Genomic DNA, 15877 nt, shown 5'->3' with positions numbered 1-15877 from the left:
AAATTAATCCGTAATTATCCAAATCGGGCGGTATATACCTGGACAGGTTATTTTTGGTTATTACGGTTAACAGTCGTCAATAACTGATACAAGACACCAGTAAATTCGGTGATCTAATTCCGTAAGAAAGAACAGGTTACCGAATAGGTCACCGATTACTTTGAATTACATTGACTAACTTGAACTGAAATTTTTAAAAAAAGCGCACGAAGTATTTTGAAAAGCATCGGTTTTGAAGGCAAAACTGCATTTAAACAAAAAGAGGCGCTTTTCAGCGCCTCTTACCTTAAAAAACCAGTGGTCATCTTTTAAACCTCTGTGATCCCGCTGGGACTCGAACCCAGGACCCCAACATTAAAAGTGTTATGCTCTACCGGCTGAGCTACGGAATCAACTTTTAACTTTCGGTTGTTATACCGTTTCCGTTTAAAGTGGTGCAAATATAGGGTTTATTGATATATCCCGCAAGCCTATTTTTAATAAATTGTAAAGTTTACAATAAGTGCTTCAAACACACAAATTTAAAATTTAACTATTGCCAATTTTCCTTTGTCGCCGGCCATTAAAACAAGACTGCCGTTTTTCGCCTTTTTGCAAACATTGTAACTATCGCTGTCAATTTTATGCCATGTGTTACCACCATCGGTGCTTACGTTGGTGCCAGGGGTGCCGGTTGATAGAAAGGTATTCCCTTTAATATATTCGACACACGATTGATATCCAGCAGGCCCGGATGTAGGGATACTGCCCGTATAACTTGTATGGTTTATCCGAAACAAGTAAGCTACAGAATCGGTTTGCCGGTCTTTTGCATAATTACCGCCTACAATAATTGCCCTGCCGTTACCAAATGCTACAGAGAAAGCCCCCCTGCTTGCAGTACCGTCGGTTAACGGTAAGCTTGTGGCCGTCCACATTTGATTTATAAGCGGCGAAGTCAAAATTCGACTGTTGCTTCCACCGGTAACTATCGTTATTTTGTTAGTTATCCGCAAACAGGTACCACTTGCGGCAAATGCGGCTTCATTTTTTAAAGCAAGGGGCGCATTAACAACAGTACTCCACGTTTCGCCTCCGTCCAGGGTTTGCAACAGCAGGAATTTATTGTTGATAGGATCGCCTAAAACAAAGCCATCCTGTTTGTCAGAAAAATCCATTGCATCCAAAAAATATGCGGTGTCATTTTTTTGATATTTTATAGTCCAGTTTGTCCCTCCATCTGTTGTTTTAAGAATATAGGCCGGCGACCCGGAGGAAATAACTATAGCTTCCGTGTCAGAAAACGCTTCAATGTCTCTAAAGTCACATTTTTCAAATCCTTTTACCTGCTGCCATGTCCAAGTAAAGCCACCATCCCTGGTAATCCCAATAGTTCCGGCTGTACCACTAACCCAGGCAATGTTGTCGTTTACTACAGAAAGGCCGCGAAAGCTGTTGGGTCTGTTTTGCTCAAGCGGTGTTATCTTCTGGGCTTTTAAGCAAATACCTGCGGATAATAATACTACCAGTAAGATACATTTTTTGATACCCATGCTATAAGTTTTACCGAAGTTACTTTTTGAATCGTGTTTTGCAAAATCGGCGCTTATTTTACATTTATTTTATTGGCATTGCATAAAACAATTATATTTGCAACCTCATAAATGCCCGGATGGCGAAATTGGTAAACGTTGCGGTCTCAGAAGCCGTTGAGAATTGTCTCTTGAGAGTTCGAGTCTCTCTTCGGGCACATCCATTGAAGTCTTAAGTTTAAAGTCCGAAGCCGTTAGGCAGACTTTCGACTTAAGACTTTTACTTGATAAAGCCCGGGTGGCGAAATTGGTAGACGCACCATCTTGAGGGGGTGGCATTCGTAAGGATGTACGAGTTCGAATCTCGTTCCGGGCACTGTATAATGATACATTGGTTTTAGCTGCAGCTTTAAACGCCGGGTGGCTATTTGAGGGTTACAGGCCTGATTTCTTCTACTTTATTTTGTAACACGGCTACCTGCTCTTCAAGCACCTTCAGGCGCACTTCGTTTATTCGATTTTGGGCCTCCTGCTGAATCTTAACTTCGCTTATTTCCCCCTTTAATTGAAAAAAAGTTGTTAAAACTGAAGTGACAATGCTGGCAGTGCCCAATATCGTCACAACAATATTTTTTATAGTAATGCCTTTTAGCTGTCGATGTTCAATAGATGTCATTTAAGTAAAGATAATCGCGCCTTATACGCGGTATTGTATGGATGAATGGTAAATGGACGCTTTAATCATTTAAAGGCTCATATTGTTTAACAGCAAACTGCGCCAACACTGCAATTGTACTGCCAATAGCAATTATGATGGTTGTAAGTTTTACCGGCATTCCGGTGATTTGCGAAAGCGAGGTACCCATACCGGCCAAGCTAATTCCGAAAACCTGCATCCGCTTAAAAAACGTTGGGGTGTCGCTTGTTAGGCGTTCCCAAAAGGTATATTTTTTTTCCATAGATTATTTGATTAAGACTGGGTAAGGTTAGGCTCGGCGAGGATAGGAAATCAATGAAGAAATATGCAATGCATAATTCCATAATATCATGCAACACATCAATAAAATTGCCCGGTTACACAATCGACAATAACTATAGCACTTTAAAACGGTTTTTGATAGTTAAAAACTTCCTTTCAAAAAAGTAATACGATGAGTAAGATACAAGAAAAAGTAACGGCAAGTTTATTAACAAGGAATTGCCATACTTCCAATCACTCCAAGGTTGTGAAAAGGTAAACAATTGTTGCCATATGTAAATGCTATAAGATAATACTCCTATTTTTACTAAAATGGGATGTTTGAGTATTGAGGAAAAGAAGTTATCGCCAGCTAAGTTTAAAATAATAACCGCACTGATTAACACTGGAAAGACGTAAATAAGGGCATTCCAATTTAAAACTCCTGTAATATGAACGCTAATAGCCATTACAAATAATATAAAGCTTAAAAGGTATGAAGTCTTTTTAACTCTTATTACACCTTTGAAAATTAAGATTGCAGTTAGCGAGCCTATTAAAATTGACGAAGTGCCATAGCCTAACAAATAGGTAAAAGATAGAATTAATTTATGTGCAAGTTGATAATTGCTACCCAACGGCATCCGCCCGACTATAACTATAAACGGCAAAGTTAAAAGGATTAACGTCACAAGTAATAAATATTTGTTTGTCGATTTAACAAGTAAGATCGGAAATATTAGATAAAACTGCTCTTCTACGGCAAGGCTCCAAAAATGAGAAGTCTGCCAATTTGAACCGTATTGAATAGGAAAGTTTCCAATGTATAATCCGGCAGTCAAAAACATTCTTGGAGTTGTGTGTAAATGAAATACTAGAGTTAGGATTATTAAAGAAACCAAATATAAATATGCAACTGGAAAGATACGCAGCGCTCTTCTAACATAAAATTTCTTTAAGTCGACCCAGCCTTTCTTTGCCTTTTCTTTTAATAATAGTGTGGTTATTAAAAAGCCACTCAAAACAAAGAATATATCAACACCGATGCTTCCAGGTAAATAATCAACCCACCATGTCCCTATTAATGAGTGACCTAACAGAACAAATATTATTGCAATACCTCTAAGGCCATCTAAGCCATTAAGGTGATTTGGTTGCAAGATCTTGGGCGTTGTATTATTATCTGAAAACAGCCTATCTTTAAATAGTTCCAACCAAACTTTATTCATATGTTCAAATAAACAAAACTTTTAACTAAGTTATAGCCTCTCTTCTATTATCAGAAATGAATAGTAAGGATAATCAAGTAATTCTAGTGCAAAGCCACTAATTTGCGTAATGTCATTAATAATTTGTTCATCACTATTCATGTAATATTCAATTGCAAATCCACCTAATATCGATGTGTCAAAAAATGAGATATTGGCTTCATTGTCAAATTCTATGGCTACGCCATTAAACTGTAAGATTTCATTTAGCCCTTGGGTTCCCGTTCCCGAATAAGTAAATGTTTTCTCACTTACCACACCGCTAAAATATTGACCGGTTAAATAGGTAGAACTATTGTATATCACAGACTGCGCACCAACTACCTGATAAAGAATACCAGCCTGAATTTCACCGCTTAAAACGTTATAAGCCATAGTTAAGGTTTTAGATTACTCACCCTAATGTTAAATCTGAATTGCAAAAAGCGGGCATTAACGTAAAACTCATTTATTCCAATTCCACCCCTCACATATGCAGGATCTCCGTTGCCACGCAATGGTAAGCCTGTAGCTATGTCGCCAATATTGTTTGTTGTTGGCTGTACCCCCGGTTCGAAATGATTAAACGGCTCTGTTGATAAAGCAAGCCTAACAGTTCCAAATCCTGAAAACGCATTGGTATCTACTGCTTTAAAAGTTTGACCGGATATATACTCTTTTGAATTGTAAGTGATCGAACCACTTTCAACAAGATACCAATAGCCGTTAGTAACAGCAGTACCAACAGGAATGAGGTCACCGCCATTACCGAACCGCAATTGTACTGTATGCCGTTCGGGTGCTTCAAGTATTTCTCTTAAAAGACCCGATGCCGTTGTAGCAAATGTGGTTTGGCCGGCAACAGTAGTAAGTCTTGCGCCAGGTTGATAGGTAGTACTGTTATATACAATTGCTCCGACTTCTACAATAAAGGAAGCTGGGACATTTAAAGTATCTCCGGGGGACTTTGTCATGGTGCCCAAGTCGGCAATACTATCAATGTATTGTCCATTCCTATCAGCGTTAAATCCAAAAATCGGAATGCTTTTTAAAACTCTTTGAATGCCGTTCGTTATACAATTTGTGTCGATACTTGCATCAATCAATTTATTATTTATTGTAATTATATCATCTTCTAAATTTATATTAGTGTTGCTTGAAAAATCAAAATCTCCTTCCGCTTCTATTGCTCTCGCTCTAATAGTATATGCTATTGACCTTGCCCCCACATACGTTCCAAAATAAGAAAGGTTTTTTGCCGGGCTTGCAAACCCCAATGTAAAATCGCCTATATCTGGATTGTTAAACAAGGGGTTGGCTACAACGCAATTGTTAAAGTTCTGATTGTTGTATCCAAAAGCTGTTATTGCGGCCGCCCGAATTGTCGCAATATCACTCATATAAGTATATCCAGTTGGTAAGGAAGGGTAGAATGTCGTTTTATCAAATGTTGGAGTGATACCCCCAAATTTAAAATTGCATTGATAAAATAAACTGTAATCAATAAATGTCGGGGTATACTTAAAGTAAATGTTGCAATTACTAAAAATACAGGCATACATATAGTTATTTGCTCCGACTGCATCTGTTAGGAATGTAACATCACATTTATATAGTGTTATGTTACTAAACTGTCTGATAATTCCCTTCCATCCATCTACATTAAATGATGCATTTGAAATAACACATGATGTAAGTGTGTTGCTTCCGACTTGCATGTTGTATGCTGGTGTCGGCCCGGCCGGTCCCAATAAATAGACTTTATCAACCGTAATGTCTTTAAAGACCGTGCCTGTTGTAAAACCGCTTGTTAAAGCAGTAGAACCTCTTAACTTAATGTTATAAACAAAAGCAAGCCCATTAGCATTCGTTCGAAAAAACCAACTAAATAAGGTAGCATCAAGTATTACATCGCCATCACCTATAATTGATATACCAATAGTCAATGTTATATTACCTTCTCTATATACGCCACTACCTAAAATATAAGTTGCGTTGCCACAAGCCGCATATGCGGTAGTTATGGTTCTATAAGGCAATTGCCTGCTTCCATTACCTGTTGTATCGTTACCAAACAAAGCGACATATGCAAAACCACTTGGCCTTACATTATCTGCCCCTGCGGGAATCGTTATCCCATATTTATTAGCTACTCCGGGCCGGTAAGCCCAATTATATGTTGCACTCATAGTTAATTATCCTGACATTTAAGTTTGATATTACAGCTTGCGTTACTCAGGTCGCTGTAATTATATGTTATAAAAACCCTATCATTTGCAGCATAGGCAAATGGAAATGTTTGTGAACCGGCAGGGTAAGAGCCTGCGGTGCCAATTTTCAGTTTGGGGGATGTAGCGCCCGAAATAAGGATGCTGTTTACCTGTCCCCCATTTTCCATCAACACCGAAACCTCATTTAATCCATACGGATTGATCTGGTAACTTACCTTCTTTTTCTCGTCGAGTATCAACGTTATAGTCTTCAAGGCAGTCATTGCCCGCTGGTCGTCGGTACGTGCCAGGGCTTCTGCTATGGTAGCAAGTTCTACCATTCCAGGTAAGGTCTCGGTTGCATCAGGAGAACTGCCCCCGCCAAAGCTAAGCAGCCAAACATTGTCGTCGCCGTCCCAGATGTACATTTTGGCTTCGTTGCCTATTCCGGCATCCACAAAAGCATAATCTCCTGATTCTCCGGTAGGGTTAGCGGTTGAAAGTCCCAAAAGGGTGGTGTAATTACCTTTAAAATGCTGAGATAACGCGGCAAGTTTTCCTTTTTCAGCTGTGGTATAATTTTCCTGGCTTAAACCATAGCCTGTTAACTTATCCACCTTAGCGCCCAATGCGTCGCGGAGCGCGGCATTGTCCTCGGGCTGGCCAGCCAAATTAGAGAAAGAGTTTTCTACCCAGCCGGTGTTATAATCATCATCGTCAATCTTGCCTAATATTTGCCCCGTGGCACCACCTGTAGGTATACCGTGGCCCGGATCTCCTTTTTCACCTTCCGGGCCTGTTTCTCCTACCTCGCCCTGTAAGCCAATTAATGATGTGCCGGGGCCCCATATGCCCCCTGTTTTAGGCCCAAACAATATATATGTGCTTGTATTGAGGTAAAAATCCCCGTCATTGCCGGTAAGCGAGTTTGATGGATTAGATGTGCCATTTAAAACTGTTTTGCCCGCCGGCCCCGCAGTTCCTGCGTCGCCTTTTTCGCCTTGCGGCCCTTGCGGCCCGTTTTGCATAGAAAATACCTGCGACCACGCACCTGATGCTCTACGATAAAAGACGCCTGTATTTGTATCGATATAGGTATCGTTATTAACGCCGATGCCTGTGCCCGGCGTACCTGATCCGTACAAAATGGTTCCATCTTTCGCCGCGTCTGCCGATGGCAGGGTATATTTTACCAACCAGGCGCCGGATGTTTTTTGCGCGAACGTACCAGTGGCGGTATTTATAAAAAGGTCGCCATTTTTGCCGGTAGTATTTTGCGGTATCGAAACACCAAACGAAACGGTTGCACCGGTATTTACGCTCGAATTTATAAAGTCAAGCAACGCGGTAAAGCCAAACTGATAGTCGTTATTGTTGTGTATAAGTATAGATGTGTCAGCAGCCGTAACGGTGCTTATAACTGGTAGGTCACTTAATTTTTTATCTATCGCCATCAGTTTAAAAATTCGGTTATTAGTTGATTTGTACTAAAGTTATCGACCGGGAAGTTGAAATCTGTGATATCAACCGAGCGTATGCGCGGACCGGCCTGCCTGCTGCTTTTATTTTTCTGGTTATAATGCCATACCGGAAAATCTTCTCTATGATCTAACAGGAAGCGTTCGGTTTCGTTAGCATAGGCATTGGCCGTGCTTCGTTGTTGCTGTACCAGTTTTACAATATCTTTTGGAGGCAAAGCATCAGCATTATCGTAACGTTTAGTTACGGGACCGGTTGCAGTGTAGTGTACGCTGTCTGCCTCAATAAAGCGGGCAAAAGCAAAATAGGACAGTACCGGGAGCAGCCCCTGGTATAAAACTATGTACCCGTTGTCGTCCAGATATTCACAGCCATTCACAAGGTCTTTATAATGCTGAGGGGCATCATCCTTTAGTGTTCCTTCGGTTTCCAGGTTCTTGATCAGATCATAATATAAGATGTAGCCTAAAAAAGCCTTCAAGTCCAGCTCCTGGGCTTTTTGTATAAATACTTTTATACGTTCCGGTTTTATGTTTGCAGCAATATCTGCATAACGCTGCAAGGCTTCGGGGGTAATTAAATTTAACATAACATAGTCCTCCAATCTCCGCCAGCCGGCGGGTAGGTTTAATATTTTGATAATCGTGAATAATTTGCCGGCCGGCATGTTAGATGCACATCGCCTCTGCTTCGTCCTGTTTAAAGCCATAAGCATATACAAGGGCGGCTATTTTGCTTTTGGTGGGAATGGCAGCTTGTAAAAGCTGGTTAATGTTTGCACCCGCTTTTATACCGATCATATCATCAGCCACATTAGCAGGTACGGGGATGATATTCCAGTTAGCAGTTTGATTAATATTGCTGCAGAAATGACTGAACAACTCTTCAAACACCTCACTCAATTCAAGCCTGTCGGCGGCCGTATTGTCGTTAAATTCGCGAATAGCTTCTTTCTTTTCGCCACCATTACTAAGGCCAGAAGCTTTTTCGGCATTGACAAGTTCCTTTGGAACGGAGAACCCTTTAATAATGCGCGCTTCTACAGATCGTTCGGTAGTTTCAAAAAGCTTATCGTTGTTTTGAATTGCATAAGGTTGAAACTCAGGTTTTGCACTTTCATCTTCGTATTCTATCACAATTATTTTTTGCGCACTTTTGGCACCCTGAAAAGTACCCAGGTCTTTTTCTAATTGCGATGGTGTATTAGTTTTGCGGTTATCTATAACGTTATCGGCTTCCTCGCGGCGCGATTGCATAAACAGCATCGTTGATGGCAAAAAGCCTGTGGTTACTTCGCGGTTGTTAAAGATCTTGATACCGGCTTCGGTTTCAAAATCCTCCCATACCGAGTCGGCTTCTATCAGTGGGTAATCGCAAACTTCGGGGTTAAAATAATATAACTGCCCTTTGTAGTTATCCCAGCCGCCCGCAGCTTTAACCTGTAGCTGTATCACTGTTTCATCAGGGTTGTACCTGTCCAAAAAAGTGATTTTGCTGCGCATGATGTTTTTCCAGGTTTTGCGGCCCCAGTCGTTATAGATCGCAAACTTATCAGCAGTTTCGGTATTGTCCGTATCGCCCATGCGGATATCCTCGAACTTGACATAATTAACAGATGCTATTTTGAAATTTGCATTGTAATTTACATGAATGCCAAACCCGCGAAATAATGCTTTGTCTGCAGCGATGGCTTTTAAAAGCTTGGTTATGGTAAGCCCCTTGCTGTTGATGATCTGCTTGCCGACAGATGCTTCTTCAAAACCGTTCCCGGCAATGAATTTTGCCCGCTTGTTCCAGCAATCTTTGGCAGTAGGCGATTGGCCAACCAGCTCCAGCATACGTTGCGGATAGGCGTTATCCATGTCGTAATTAAGTATACCGAAGGTTTGATTAGGCCTTACCAGTATACGCCTTTCAATTTGTGGTAAGTAGGTTTTCATAAGCCCTCCTCACCGCCCGAAGGGGGAGCCAAAAATTCAGCTCTTTTTATTCTTCGTCTTTTCATTTTAGTTTTTTCCTCCTTTACTTCGGAAGCTCCCGCTTCTGGGGACTGGGCGGTAAACAGCTTTACTATGTGCGGGTATCTTTGCAAATACCATTCGGCTTCTTTGTCCGTCAGGTTGTCGTTATTGTGCACCGCAGGCGAACCGGGAGCGAATTGATGTGTGCCGGGTTTAAGAATATATTTTTTCATGTTGATGGTTCATAGTTCATAGATCATGGTTTAAGGCGGTTCACAATTCATTACCATGAACTATGAACCATTAGCTATAAACTTAAACCGCAACCAATGCCTCAAGTGCTGCTATTGTGCTTGCATACGTAGCTGATCCGCTTTCAGGAGCGATAGATACGGCACGCGGAGGATATGGCTCTTTCAACTTATCCGGATTGGTTAATTTGATCTTATAACCGCCATCTAAAGTTTCGTCGGCTGCGTTGCGTTCAGCTTCGGTAACAATTAAGCCGTTCACCGCGCCAAACAATTCTATGGCCGAGTCGCTGTCCTTATAGTTATTTACTGCTATGGCGCGAACGCGGCCATAACCCATTGCCATTAACTGGGCTTTAACATCGGTAGACAAACCGGCGATATTAAAATCTATCTCCTCGGTATAGCGCGGGCCAACCTGGGTTTTAGCCAGTTTGCTCATGGTATTAAAACTGTTGTTGGTGCCTTCAAATTTGTAAACTTTGGCGGTAGCAACGGGGGTAAGGTCTGTGATGATAAGCGGGTTTGCCACATCATACGTAAGCACCATATCATCCTGGTTAAATATATACACTACATCTTCGATGCCCGAAGTAATTGGCCCGTTTGTGCCTAAGTTAAACCCGGCATTTATTTTATTGTAAATTGACATTGTTATTTATTTAGTGATTTATTGAATTAATGATTTAGTGAATTAATTAAGAGGATGATTGACTGCGGTGATAATTCACTAAATCAGTCAATCACTAATTCACTAATTACACTACGCGCCCAGGTAAAACAGCTCGTTAGCGAATTTGAAGTTTACGGCTGCCTTCATGCGGGCCTTCATACGTACCACGTTATCGTTGGTGTAAGGCTTCATGTAAACGGTAGACAATTCGGAAGCATCCCCCAAAAGATCCACACCCAGGAACAGGTTTGACGAGCGCGCGCCCAGAATGGTGTTGGCCTGCCAGTGGTTCATCAGTTGCAGCGGTACACCCAGGTAGTCCATCTTTTTGGGGTCGGTAAAGGCGTTTAGCACGTTTACTGCTTTATCCGCCTGTGCCTGTGCGTAAGCATATCCAACGTGTAAAGGTATCTGCAGGTTAAAATCTTCCTGAGAACGATCCGCTGGGTCAAGCTGGGCATAGATGCCGGTTAGTACACCTAAAACGTTGCTTGCGTTAATGTAGCTTACAGTGGCCGCAGTAGATGTGCCGCTGAAAGTTGCCGCTTTGCGGGTATTCACCTCGTTGTAATTACGTACCAGTTTAAAAGTAGTTGAACTGATAACCTGTATAAAGTATGATTGGCCCTGCACGTCCACCCCGCTGCCGCCGTTGGTAGTATCTTTACTTGTGCCGGTTACCGCGGTAATGCTTACCACATCGCCATCCCTTAAGGTTGCAGTGCTGCTTACAGTTACTACGCCTGAGGCGCTGATGGCTGTAGCTGCCATTGAAGTTTCTGATTTACCCAGGCCTACTTTGTAAACGCCGCTTGCTGCCGCGATAGAGGGCAATAAACCGGTGAACGGGGCTGTAAAGGCCGCCTCTTTGGTAGAGCCTTTACCAAGCCAGTACAAGCGCTCGTTAGCAATTTGTATTTTGGTTAAGTAACGTTGTACCATAAAGTCGCTAAGGTCAACCACACCCTCGTAATCAAGGAACGCGCCGGGTTTAAGCTGCTGGCTCTCCCATGATTGTACCAGTTTATCCCATTGTTCCGCTGCCGTTAATAAACTCGAATATTCGATCTGTCTTATTAAAGCTTTTAACTAAACTTTTAAATATATCCGATTGATCATGTATGGCGTGGGCGTCGCGTAGCGCGCCCGATTTAAGGTTAGGTATGTCTTGCCCAACTACGGTTATTATTTGTTTGTGGTTATTTGCTGCAAAGCAAAAAAGTGCCTGTAAAACAGCATAGGTTTTACCCGAGCTTGTACCACCCTGGTTTACAATGACATCGGTAGCGGCAAAATAATTACACCAGAATAATATTGAGGCCTTCATTATTGACATTAGGATAGGTTGAATATTTAATAGCGATGTTGGATGTTTTAAAAGCGTATAAGGGCAATTTTATAATTAGCAGTACAAAATTTATTATCATCTTAGGCGTAAATTGTATTGTTTGTGATGAATCATATTACGGCCGGCGTTAGTCGAAAAGCTTTTTATTAATTATACCCGCGTTATTTATAGCCTGCCTTTTTTCTTGTAAAAAGGATAGCGCTCCTGTTGATGATACCCCGCTTATAGTTGGCAAATGGTTGTATAAAAGCAAAACCGATAAACGCATAACGAACGGCGCTGTAGTTCAGGATAATACTTACACCGACATGAATGGCGCCAGTATACAGTTTAACGCTGATAACACCGCTGAGGTGCTAACCGAAAGCGGAAACGCTTTTACAATGCAGTATACCTTAAGCGGTGATTTGTTAACGTATATACATACTGAAAGCCACGATTACTACGGCTCTAAAGAGATACTCCGGATAAAAAAAATGACTAGCAACGAACTGCAGCTGACTTATTCGCCACAGGATAATGAGCCCGCGTTAACGCCACCGGATGGATTTTATTCAGAAATGGTGTTAACAAGGTAATCAGGCCCTTTAAATTAAATGTCTACTTCTTTTTCGGTTCCGGCAATTTGAGGGCCGGTATTGATAACGCTTATCTTTAATTTTGAGGGTGCAGCCTTTACTGATCGCGCCGACGACTTTTCTGTCCACCCCATGCAGCGCAAAGCAAAAATCGCCCCGGTTGGTGCAGGCTGGTGCAACTTTTTTTCATATTCACATTCAATACGCAGGCGGGCTTCCCGCAGGGTTTTTTTGAACAGCCCGGTTTGCTCGTAAGCCTCAAAATCAGCCAGGCTCGGAAACCCGAGAAATAAGGCCAGACCGGTGAGCAGGGGCACTTCGGGCTTATTGGTTTTTGGCGTATACATTGCCAGTGGCGATGTTTTCTTTATATATTTTGACGGCGGTTTTGCCTCGGGTACCGGTTGGCCGGCTACGGACAGAAAATATTTTTCCACACGATCGCTGAGTTCAGCAACAGAATAAAAATGAGTCATACAGGAAATAATATGATTGATATGCCTTTTGGCATTTTATATATACAAATGTACGAATAAATCTTTACTTTAACAAGTAAATACAGAAAATTCTTTATTGAATATCAGGAAGGGAGAGTAGCAGGGACCGACAGTACTTGTCCCGCCATTAAACAATAAATTACCGTTAAAAAATGTTAAATTTTTGACTTAAAAGTTGTAAATACAATTTTTAGATAAATTTTTTATAATTTTATAGCATCCACGTACCTATGCGCAAAAAACGGTTTACTAATTGGTATTTTTCACTTGTCATGCTCCTTTCGGTTATGGCGGTGTCGTGCCAAAAAGATACCGGCGAACAGGCCGTTGATGAAAAGAAGATCGCCTTAAATGCCGATAGTGCTTTAAGCGCTGCATCCCCGGATAATTTCCTTGCCGTTGCAGGCACGCTTACCCTAAAAATGCAGGATTCTGTTTACACTTTTGATGCCGCTAAAGACTCTGTCGCGTTTGTAAATATGAGCGCGGGCGACAACCGGTACTTTGGTATCACCGCCATTAATAAAGAACATACTATAAGTTTTGGTGTAAGCTCAAAAGGCGCTGCCGCGGATAGTCTGATTAAGCCTGTAGCTGGCGGCCAGCTACTAATGATGGCCGATGTGATGCATACCAGGCAGTATACCTTAACACAATATGCAGAACCGGGCGATGCCGGTGTAATACATCTGCTGCAGTATCGCACCAAAGATGTGCTTGCAAAAGGCAATTTTTTTACATTTCTATCTAAGGATGACGAACCGAACTCCTCACTTTACAGGGTAGAAGGAACCTTTGAACTGATGTTGAAGAAACAACAAAAGTAGCTGTGCTCAGTATTGACACCTTATTGTAAAAAACGCTTTACACACCTCATCCTTCGCCTCTAAGCAGCCAAAAACCGGCCTTTTTTGCGTATCTTTACAGAAAAACAAAAGGAGATTAATGAAAGTATTTATTGGAGGCCTTCCGTTAGAAGTAAGTGAGGCCGAACTAAATGCGGTTTTTGGTGATTTTGGGCCGGTTAAGTCCCTCAGGATCGTTAAAGATCGTGAAACAAAAGAAAGCAGAGGCTTTGGATTTGTTGAAATGGTTAATGAAGCAGAAGCTAAAGAAGCCATCAGGTGTATGAATGGCCAAAGCTATTATGGCAAACGCATAACCGTTAATATAGCAGAGGATAAAGGCCCCGGTTTTGGCGGTGGCGGCGGTAACAGAGGCGGTTTTAGCCGTAACTAAGCCCTATATAATTTCTTAAGATATCATGAGCCCTGCAAAGCAGGGCTTTTTTTGTGCTGTTCCGTTTAAATAATTTTATTTTTAAGAAAGATCCTTTAGTACTTGTTCCGCCAATATTTATTTGTACCTTGGATAACCTAAACAAGTAACAAATTTTGCGCCTTTTTGGAAACATAAACAGGCTATGGCTCACGCTTACGGGCTCTACTACCGAGTTCTCTTTAGAGATCAGGATATTTCACTCCCTTTGCCTCATTTCGATACTTGCGCTGGCTTATAACGTGCCCTTTAATTATCTAATAGGGCTGCCCTTTGTGTCCTTGCTTAGTCTTTTAACCCTTATTATATTTTCGGCACTTTATTACTTGTCGCGTTTCCGTGGCAGCTTCAAAGTAACGGTTACCATATTCACCGTCATCGGGAACCTGCTGTTCGCAACGAATTTTATATACAACTCCGGCACTTATGGGCCAACAGACCTGCTAATGGGCCTGTGTATTTTATTGGTGTTGTGCGTTGTGCCTAAAAATCAGCAGAAATTTTGGATTGCCCTTAATATGCTCATCATTGTTGGATTGCACCTGGCTGAGTATTATCACCCGGCATGGGTGCCAAATACCTACGTAAACCGCTCCAGCCGGTATCTCGACCTCACATCTGCTTATGTTGTGGTGGTTATAGTGCTGTATTATACAGTAACTTATTTCAGGCGTAATTATGATTACGAAAAACGCTCCGCTTCTGATAAGGCAAATGCCATTGAACTTCAAAATCACCACATTACTCAGCAAAACCAGGAATTAGCCCGCATTAACTCCGAGAAGAATAAACTAATGTCGATAATAGCGCATGATCTGCGTTCTCCTTTAAGTAATATCCAAAATTACCTTGAACTGGTTACAGAGTACGAATTGGATACAGCTGAACGCCGGATGGTAGAAGGTGATTTGCTTAAAGTTACCCGCCGAACCATTGATATGCTTGGCAAGCTGCTTATATGGTCAAAAGCTCAAATGGACGGGGTTAATGTAAAACTTGGCTATGTTAACCTTCGCGACGCTCTCTTTAATACCCTGGAACTGGAAAAAGCCATCGCCCTAAAAAAAAATATTAGCCTTACTGACGAAATAGATTGGGATATCCGCATTGTAGCCGATATTGATATGCTGCAATTGGTTATACGCAACCTTATAAGTAACGCTATTAAGTTTACTGCGCCCGGTGGGCAAGTAAGTTTTAAAGCAAAACAGATCGGTGGCGAGTGCTGGCTTATTGTTCGTGATAATGGTATCGGCATGTCTGCCGAAAAGCAGGCAGAACTGTTTTCTTTACAAGCGCAATCTACTTTTGGTACCGATAACGAAAAAGGGGTAGGGCTTGGCTTATTGCTCTGCAAAGAATTTACAGAAATGCAAGGCGGGCACATCTGGGTGGAGAGCTCGCCCGACCACGGGGCCGCTTTTTTCGTATCGATGCCGGCCGGCAGTTAATTCAAAAGTCGAAAATCGAAAAAGATTGTGATAATTTGTAAAGCTGTTTTTACTTTTGAGTTTAATTTTAACTTACTATGAGGCCGGGCGATAAAGTGATATGTATAAATGATAAGATCGACGCCGACAAAAGTACCGAAATAAGGCGCGATTTTGAGATCTGGATCACCAAAGATAAAGAATATACCATTCGCGAAATATTAGATAACAACGGTATTGTAACCGGGGTGCTGCTTGATGAGGTCCATAACTTCCCCAAATTTTTTAAATTAATAAACCGCTATCAGGAACCGGCCTTCGCCATCTGGCGTTTCCGCAAGCTTAACTACGCCACCGCCCCTGCAGAAGCGATAAGCGAAGTTGAAGAGCTGGTGCAGGCAGACCAGGAACAATTGGTTAAGGCTAAGTAAATTCCAGTTGGGTATGCCACATATG

General features: G+C 41.7%; 19 protein-coding genes and 3 tRNA genes. 7 read left to right on the top strand and 15 right to left on the bottom strand.

Features of this window, described 5'->3' with window-relative positions:
- Positions 1–319 precede the first annotated feature (319 nt).
- Positions 320–392 (bottom strand) — tRNA-Lys (locus HDC91_RS08285).
- A gap of 129 nt (positions 393–521) precedes the next feature.
- Positions 522–1532, bottom strand: coding sequence for a YCF48-related protein (locus tag HDC91_RS08280; RefSeq protein ID WP_183550386.1), 1011 nt, complete (start codon positions 1530–1532; stop codon positions 522–524).
- 113 nt (positions 1533–1645) lie between these two features.
- On the opposite strand from HDC91_RS08280, the gene HDC91_RS08275 reads away from it, so the two are divergent.
- Positions 1646–1729, top strand: a tRNA-Leu gene (locus HDC91_RS08275).
- A gap of 74 nt (positions 1730–1803) precedes the next feature.
- A tRNA-Leu gene (locus tag HDC91_RS08270) sits at positions 1804–1887 on the top strand.
- Between the two features lie 48 nt (positions 1888–1935).
- On the opposite strand, the gene HDC91_RS08265 is transcribed toward HDC91_RS08270, so the two are convergent.
- The 12 genes from HDC91_RS08265 to HDC91_RS08210 all read right to left on the bottom strand — a co-directional run bounded on the left by HDC91_RS08265 (position 1936) and on the right by HDC91_RS08210 (position 11617).
- Complete coding sequence (locus tag HDC91_RS08265; RefSeq protein ID WP_183550383.1) at positions 1936–2187, bottom strand: hypothetical protein; 252 nt, start codon at positions 2185–2187, stop codon at positions 1936–1938.
- A 61-nt stretch (positions 2188–2248) separates the two neighbouring features.
- The gene (locus tag HDC91_RS08260) at positions 2249–2470 is read right to left on the bottom strand and encodes a hypothetical protein (protein ID WP_183550380.1); all 222 of its coding nucleotides are present in this window, start codon (positions 2468–2470) and stop codon (positions 2249–2251) included.
- A 133-nt stretch (positions 2471–2603) separates the two neighbouring features.
- On the bottom strand, positions 2604–3698 hold the full coding sequence (locus HDC91_RS08255) for an acyltransferase (protein ID WP_183550377.1): 1095 nt from the start codon (positions 3696–3698) through the stop codon (positions 2604–2606).
- A 30-nt stretch (positions 3699–3728) separates the two neighbouring features.
- Positions 3729–4112 carry a hypothetical protein gene (locus tag HDC91_RS08250; protein WP_183550374.1) on the bottom strand — a complete coding sequence of 128 codons (384 nt, stop codon included), beginning with the start codon at positions 4110–4112 and terminating at the stop codon, positions 3729–3731.
- A 2-nt stretch (positions 4113–4114) separates the two neighbouring features.
- A complete protein-coding gene (locus HDC91_RS08245; protein ID WP_183550372.1) occupies positions 4115–5905 on the bottom strand; it encodes a hypothetical protein in 1791 nt (596 codons plus the stop codon).
- A 2-nt stretch (positions 5906–5907) separates the two neighbouring features.
- Entirely contained in the window at positions 5908–7380 is a 1473-nt protein-coding gene (locus HDC91_RS08240) for a hypothetical protein (RefSeq protein WP_183550370.1), read from the bottom strand.
- Positions 7380–7994: a hypothetical protein gene (locus tag HDC91_RS08235; RefSeq protein WP_183550368.1), complete on the bottom strand. Its 615-nt coding sequence runs from the start codon at positions 7992–7994 to the stop codon at positions 7380–7382. Before HDC91_RS08235 ends, HDC91_RS08240 begins: the two co-directional genes overlap by 1 nt.
- 79 nt (positions 7995–8073) lie before the next feature.
- Entirely contained in the window at positions 8074–9345 is a 1272-nt protein-coding gene (locus HDC91_RS08230) for a hypothetical protein (RefSeq protein ID WP_183550366.1), read from the bottom strand.
- Positions 9342–9599, bottom strand: coding sequence for a hypothetical protein (locus HDC91_RS08225; protein ID WP_183550364.1), 258 nt, complete (start codon positions 9597–9599; stop codon positions 9342–9344). Before HDC91_RS08225 ends, HDC91_RS08230 begins: the two co-directional genes overlap by 4 nt.
- Before the next feature lie 82 nt (positions 9600–9681).
- Positions 9682–10269 carry a hypothetical protein gene (locus HDC91_RS08220; protein ID WP_183550361.1) on the bottom strand — a complete coding sequence of 196 codons (588 nt, stop codon included), beginning with the start codon at positions 10267–10269 and terminating at the stop codon, positions 9682–9684.
- Positions 10270–10380: 111 nt separating this feature from the next.
- A complete protein-coding gene (locus tag HDC91_RS08215; RefSeq protein WP_183550358.1) occupies positions 10381–11232 on the bottom strand; it encodes a hypothetical protein in 852 nt (283 codons plus the stop codon).
- 82 nt (positions 11233–11314) lie between these two features.
- Positions 11315–11617 (bottom strand): hypothetical protein, encoded by a 303-nt coding sequence (locus tag HDC91_RS08210; protein WP_183550355.1) that lies wholly within the window; start codon positions 11615–11617, stop codon positions 11315–11317.
- 260 nt (positions 11618–11877) lie between these two features.
- Between HDC91_RS08210 and HDC91_RS08205 the strand changes: the two genes are divergently transcribed.
- Positions 11878–12216 (top strand): hypothetical protein, encoded by a 339-nt coding sequence (locus tag HDC91_RS08205; RefSeq protein ID WP_183550352.1) that lies wholly within the window; start codon positions 11878–11880, stop codon positions 12214–12216.
- A gap of 14 nt (positions 12217–12230) precedes the next feature.
- On the opposite strand, the gene HDC91_RS08200 is transcribed toward HDC91_RS08205, so the two are convergent.
- On the bottom strand, positions 12231–12692 hold the full coding sequence (locus tag HDC91_RS08200; protein WP_183550350.1) for a terminase small subunit: 462 nt from the start codon (positions 12690–12692) through the stop codon (positions 12231–12233).
- 293 nt (positions 12693–12985) lie between these two features.
- Here HDC91_RS08200 and HDC91_RS08195 point away from each other — a divergent pair, with 293 nt between their 5' ends.
- From HDC91_RS08195 to HDC91_RS08180, 4 genes are all read left to right on the top strand, one after another.
- Positions 12986–13540 (top strand): hypothetical protein, encoded by a 555-nt coding sequence (locus tag HDC91_RS08195; RefSeq protein WP_183550347.1) that lies wholly within the window; start codon positions 12986–12988, stop codon positions 13538–13540.
- Positions 13541–13658: 118 nt separating this feature from the next.
- A complete protein-coding gene (locus HDC91_RS08190; protein WP_183550344.1) occupies positions 13659–13952 on the top strand; it encodes an RNA-binding protein in 294 nt (97 codons plus the stop codon).
- Between the two features lie 155 nt (positions 13953–14107).
- Positions 14108–15442 carry a sensor histidine kinase KdpD gene (locus HDC91_RS08185; RefSeq protein WP_183550341.1) on the top strand — a complete coding sequence of 445 codons (1335 nt, stop codon included), beginning with the start codon at positions 14108–14110 and terminating at the stop codon, positions 15440–15442.
- A gap of 77 nt (positions 15443–15519) precedes the next feature.
- Entirely contained in the window at positions 15520–15852 is a 333-nt protein-coding gene (locus HDC91_RS08180) for a hypothetical protein (RefSeq protein WP_183550338.1), read from the top strand.
- The last annotated feature ends 25 nt before the right edge of the window (positions 15853–15877 follow it).

The organism is Mucilaginibacter sp. AK015, assembly GCF_014200785.1.
In the GTDB taxonomy this organism is placed as follows: domain Bacteria; phylum Bacteroidota; class Bacteroidia; order Sphingobacteriales; family Sphingobacteriaceae; genus Mucilaginibacter.
This window is presented reverse-complemented; position numbering and strand designations above follow the sequence as displayed.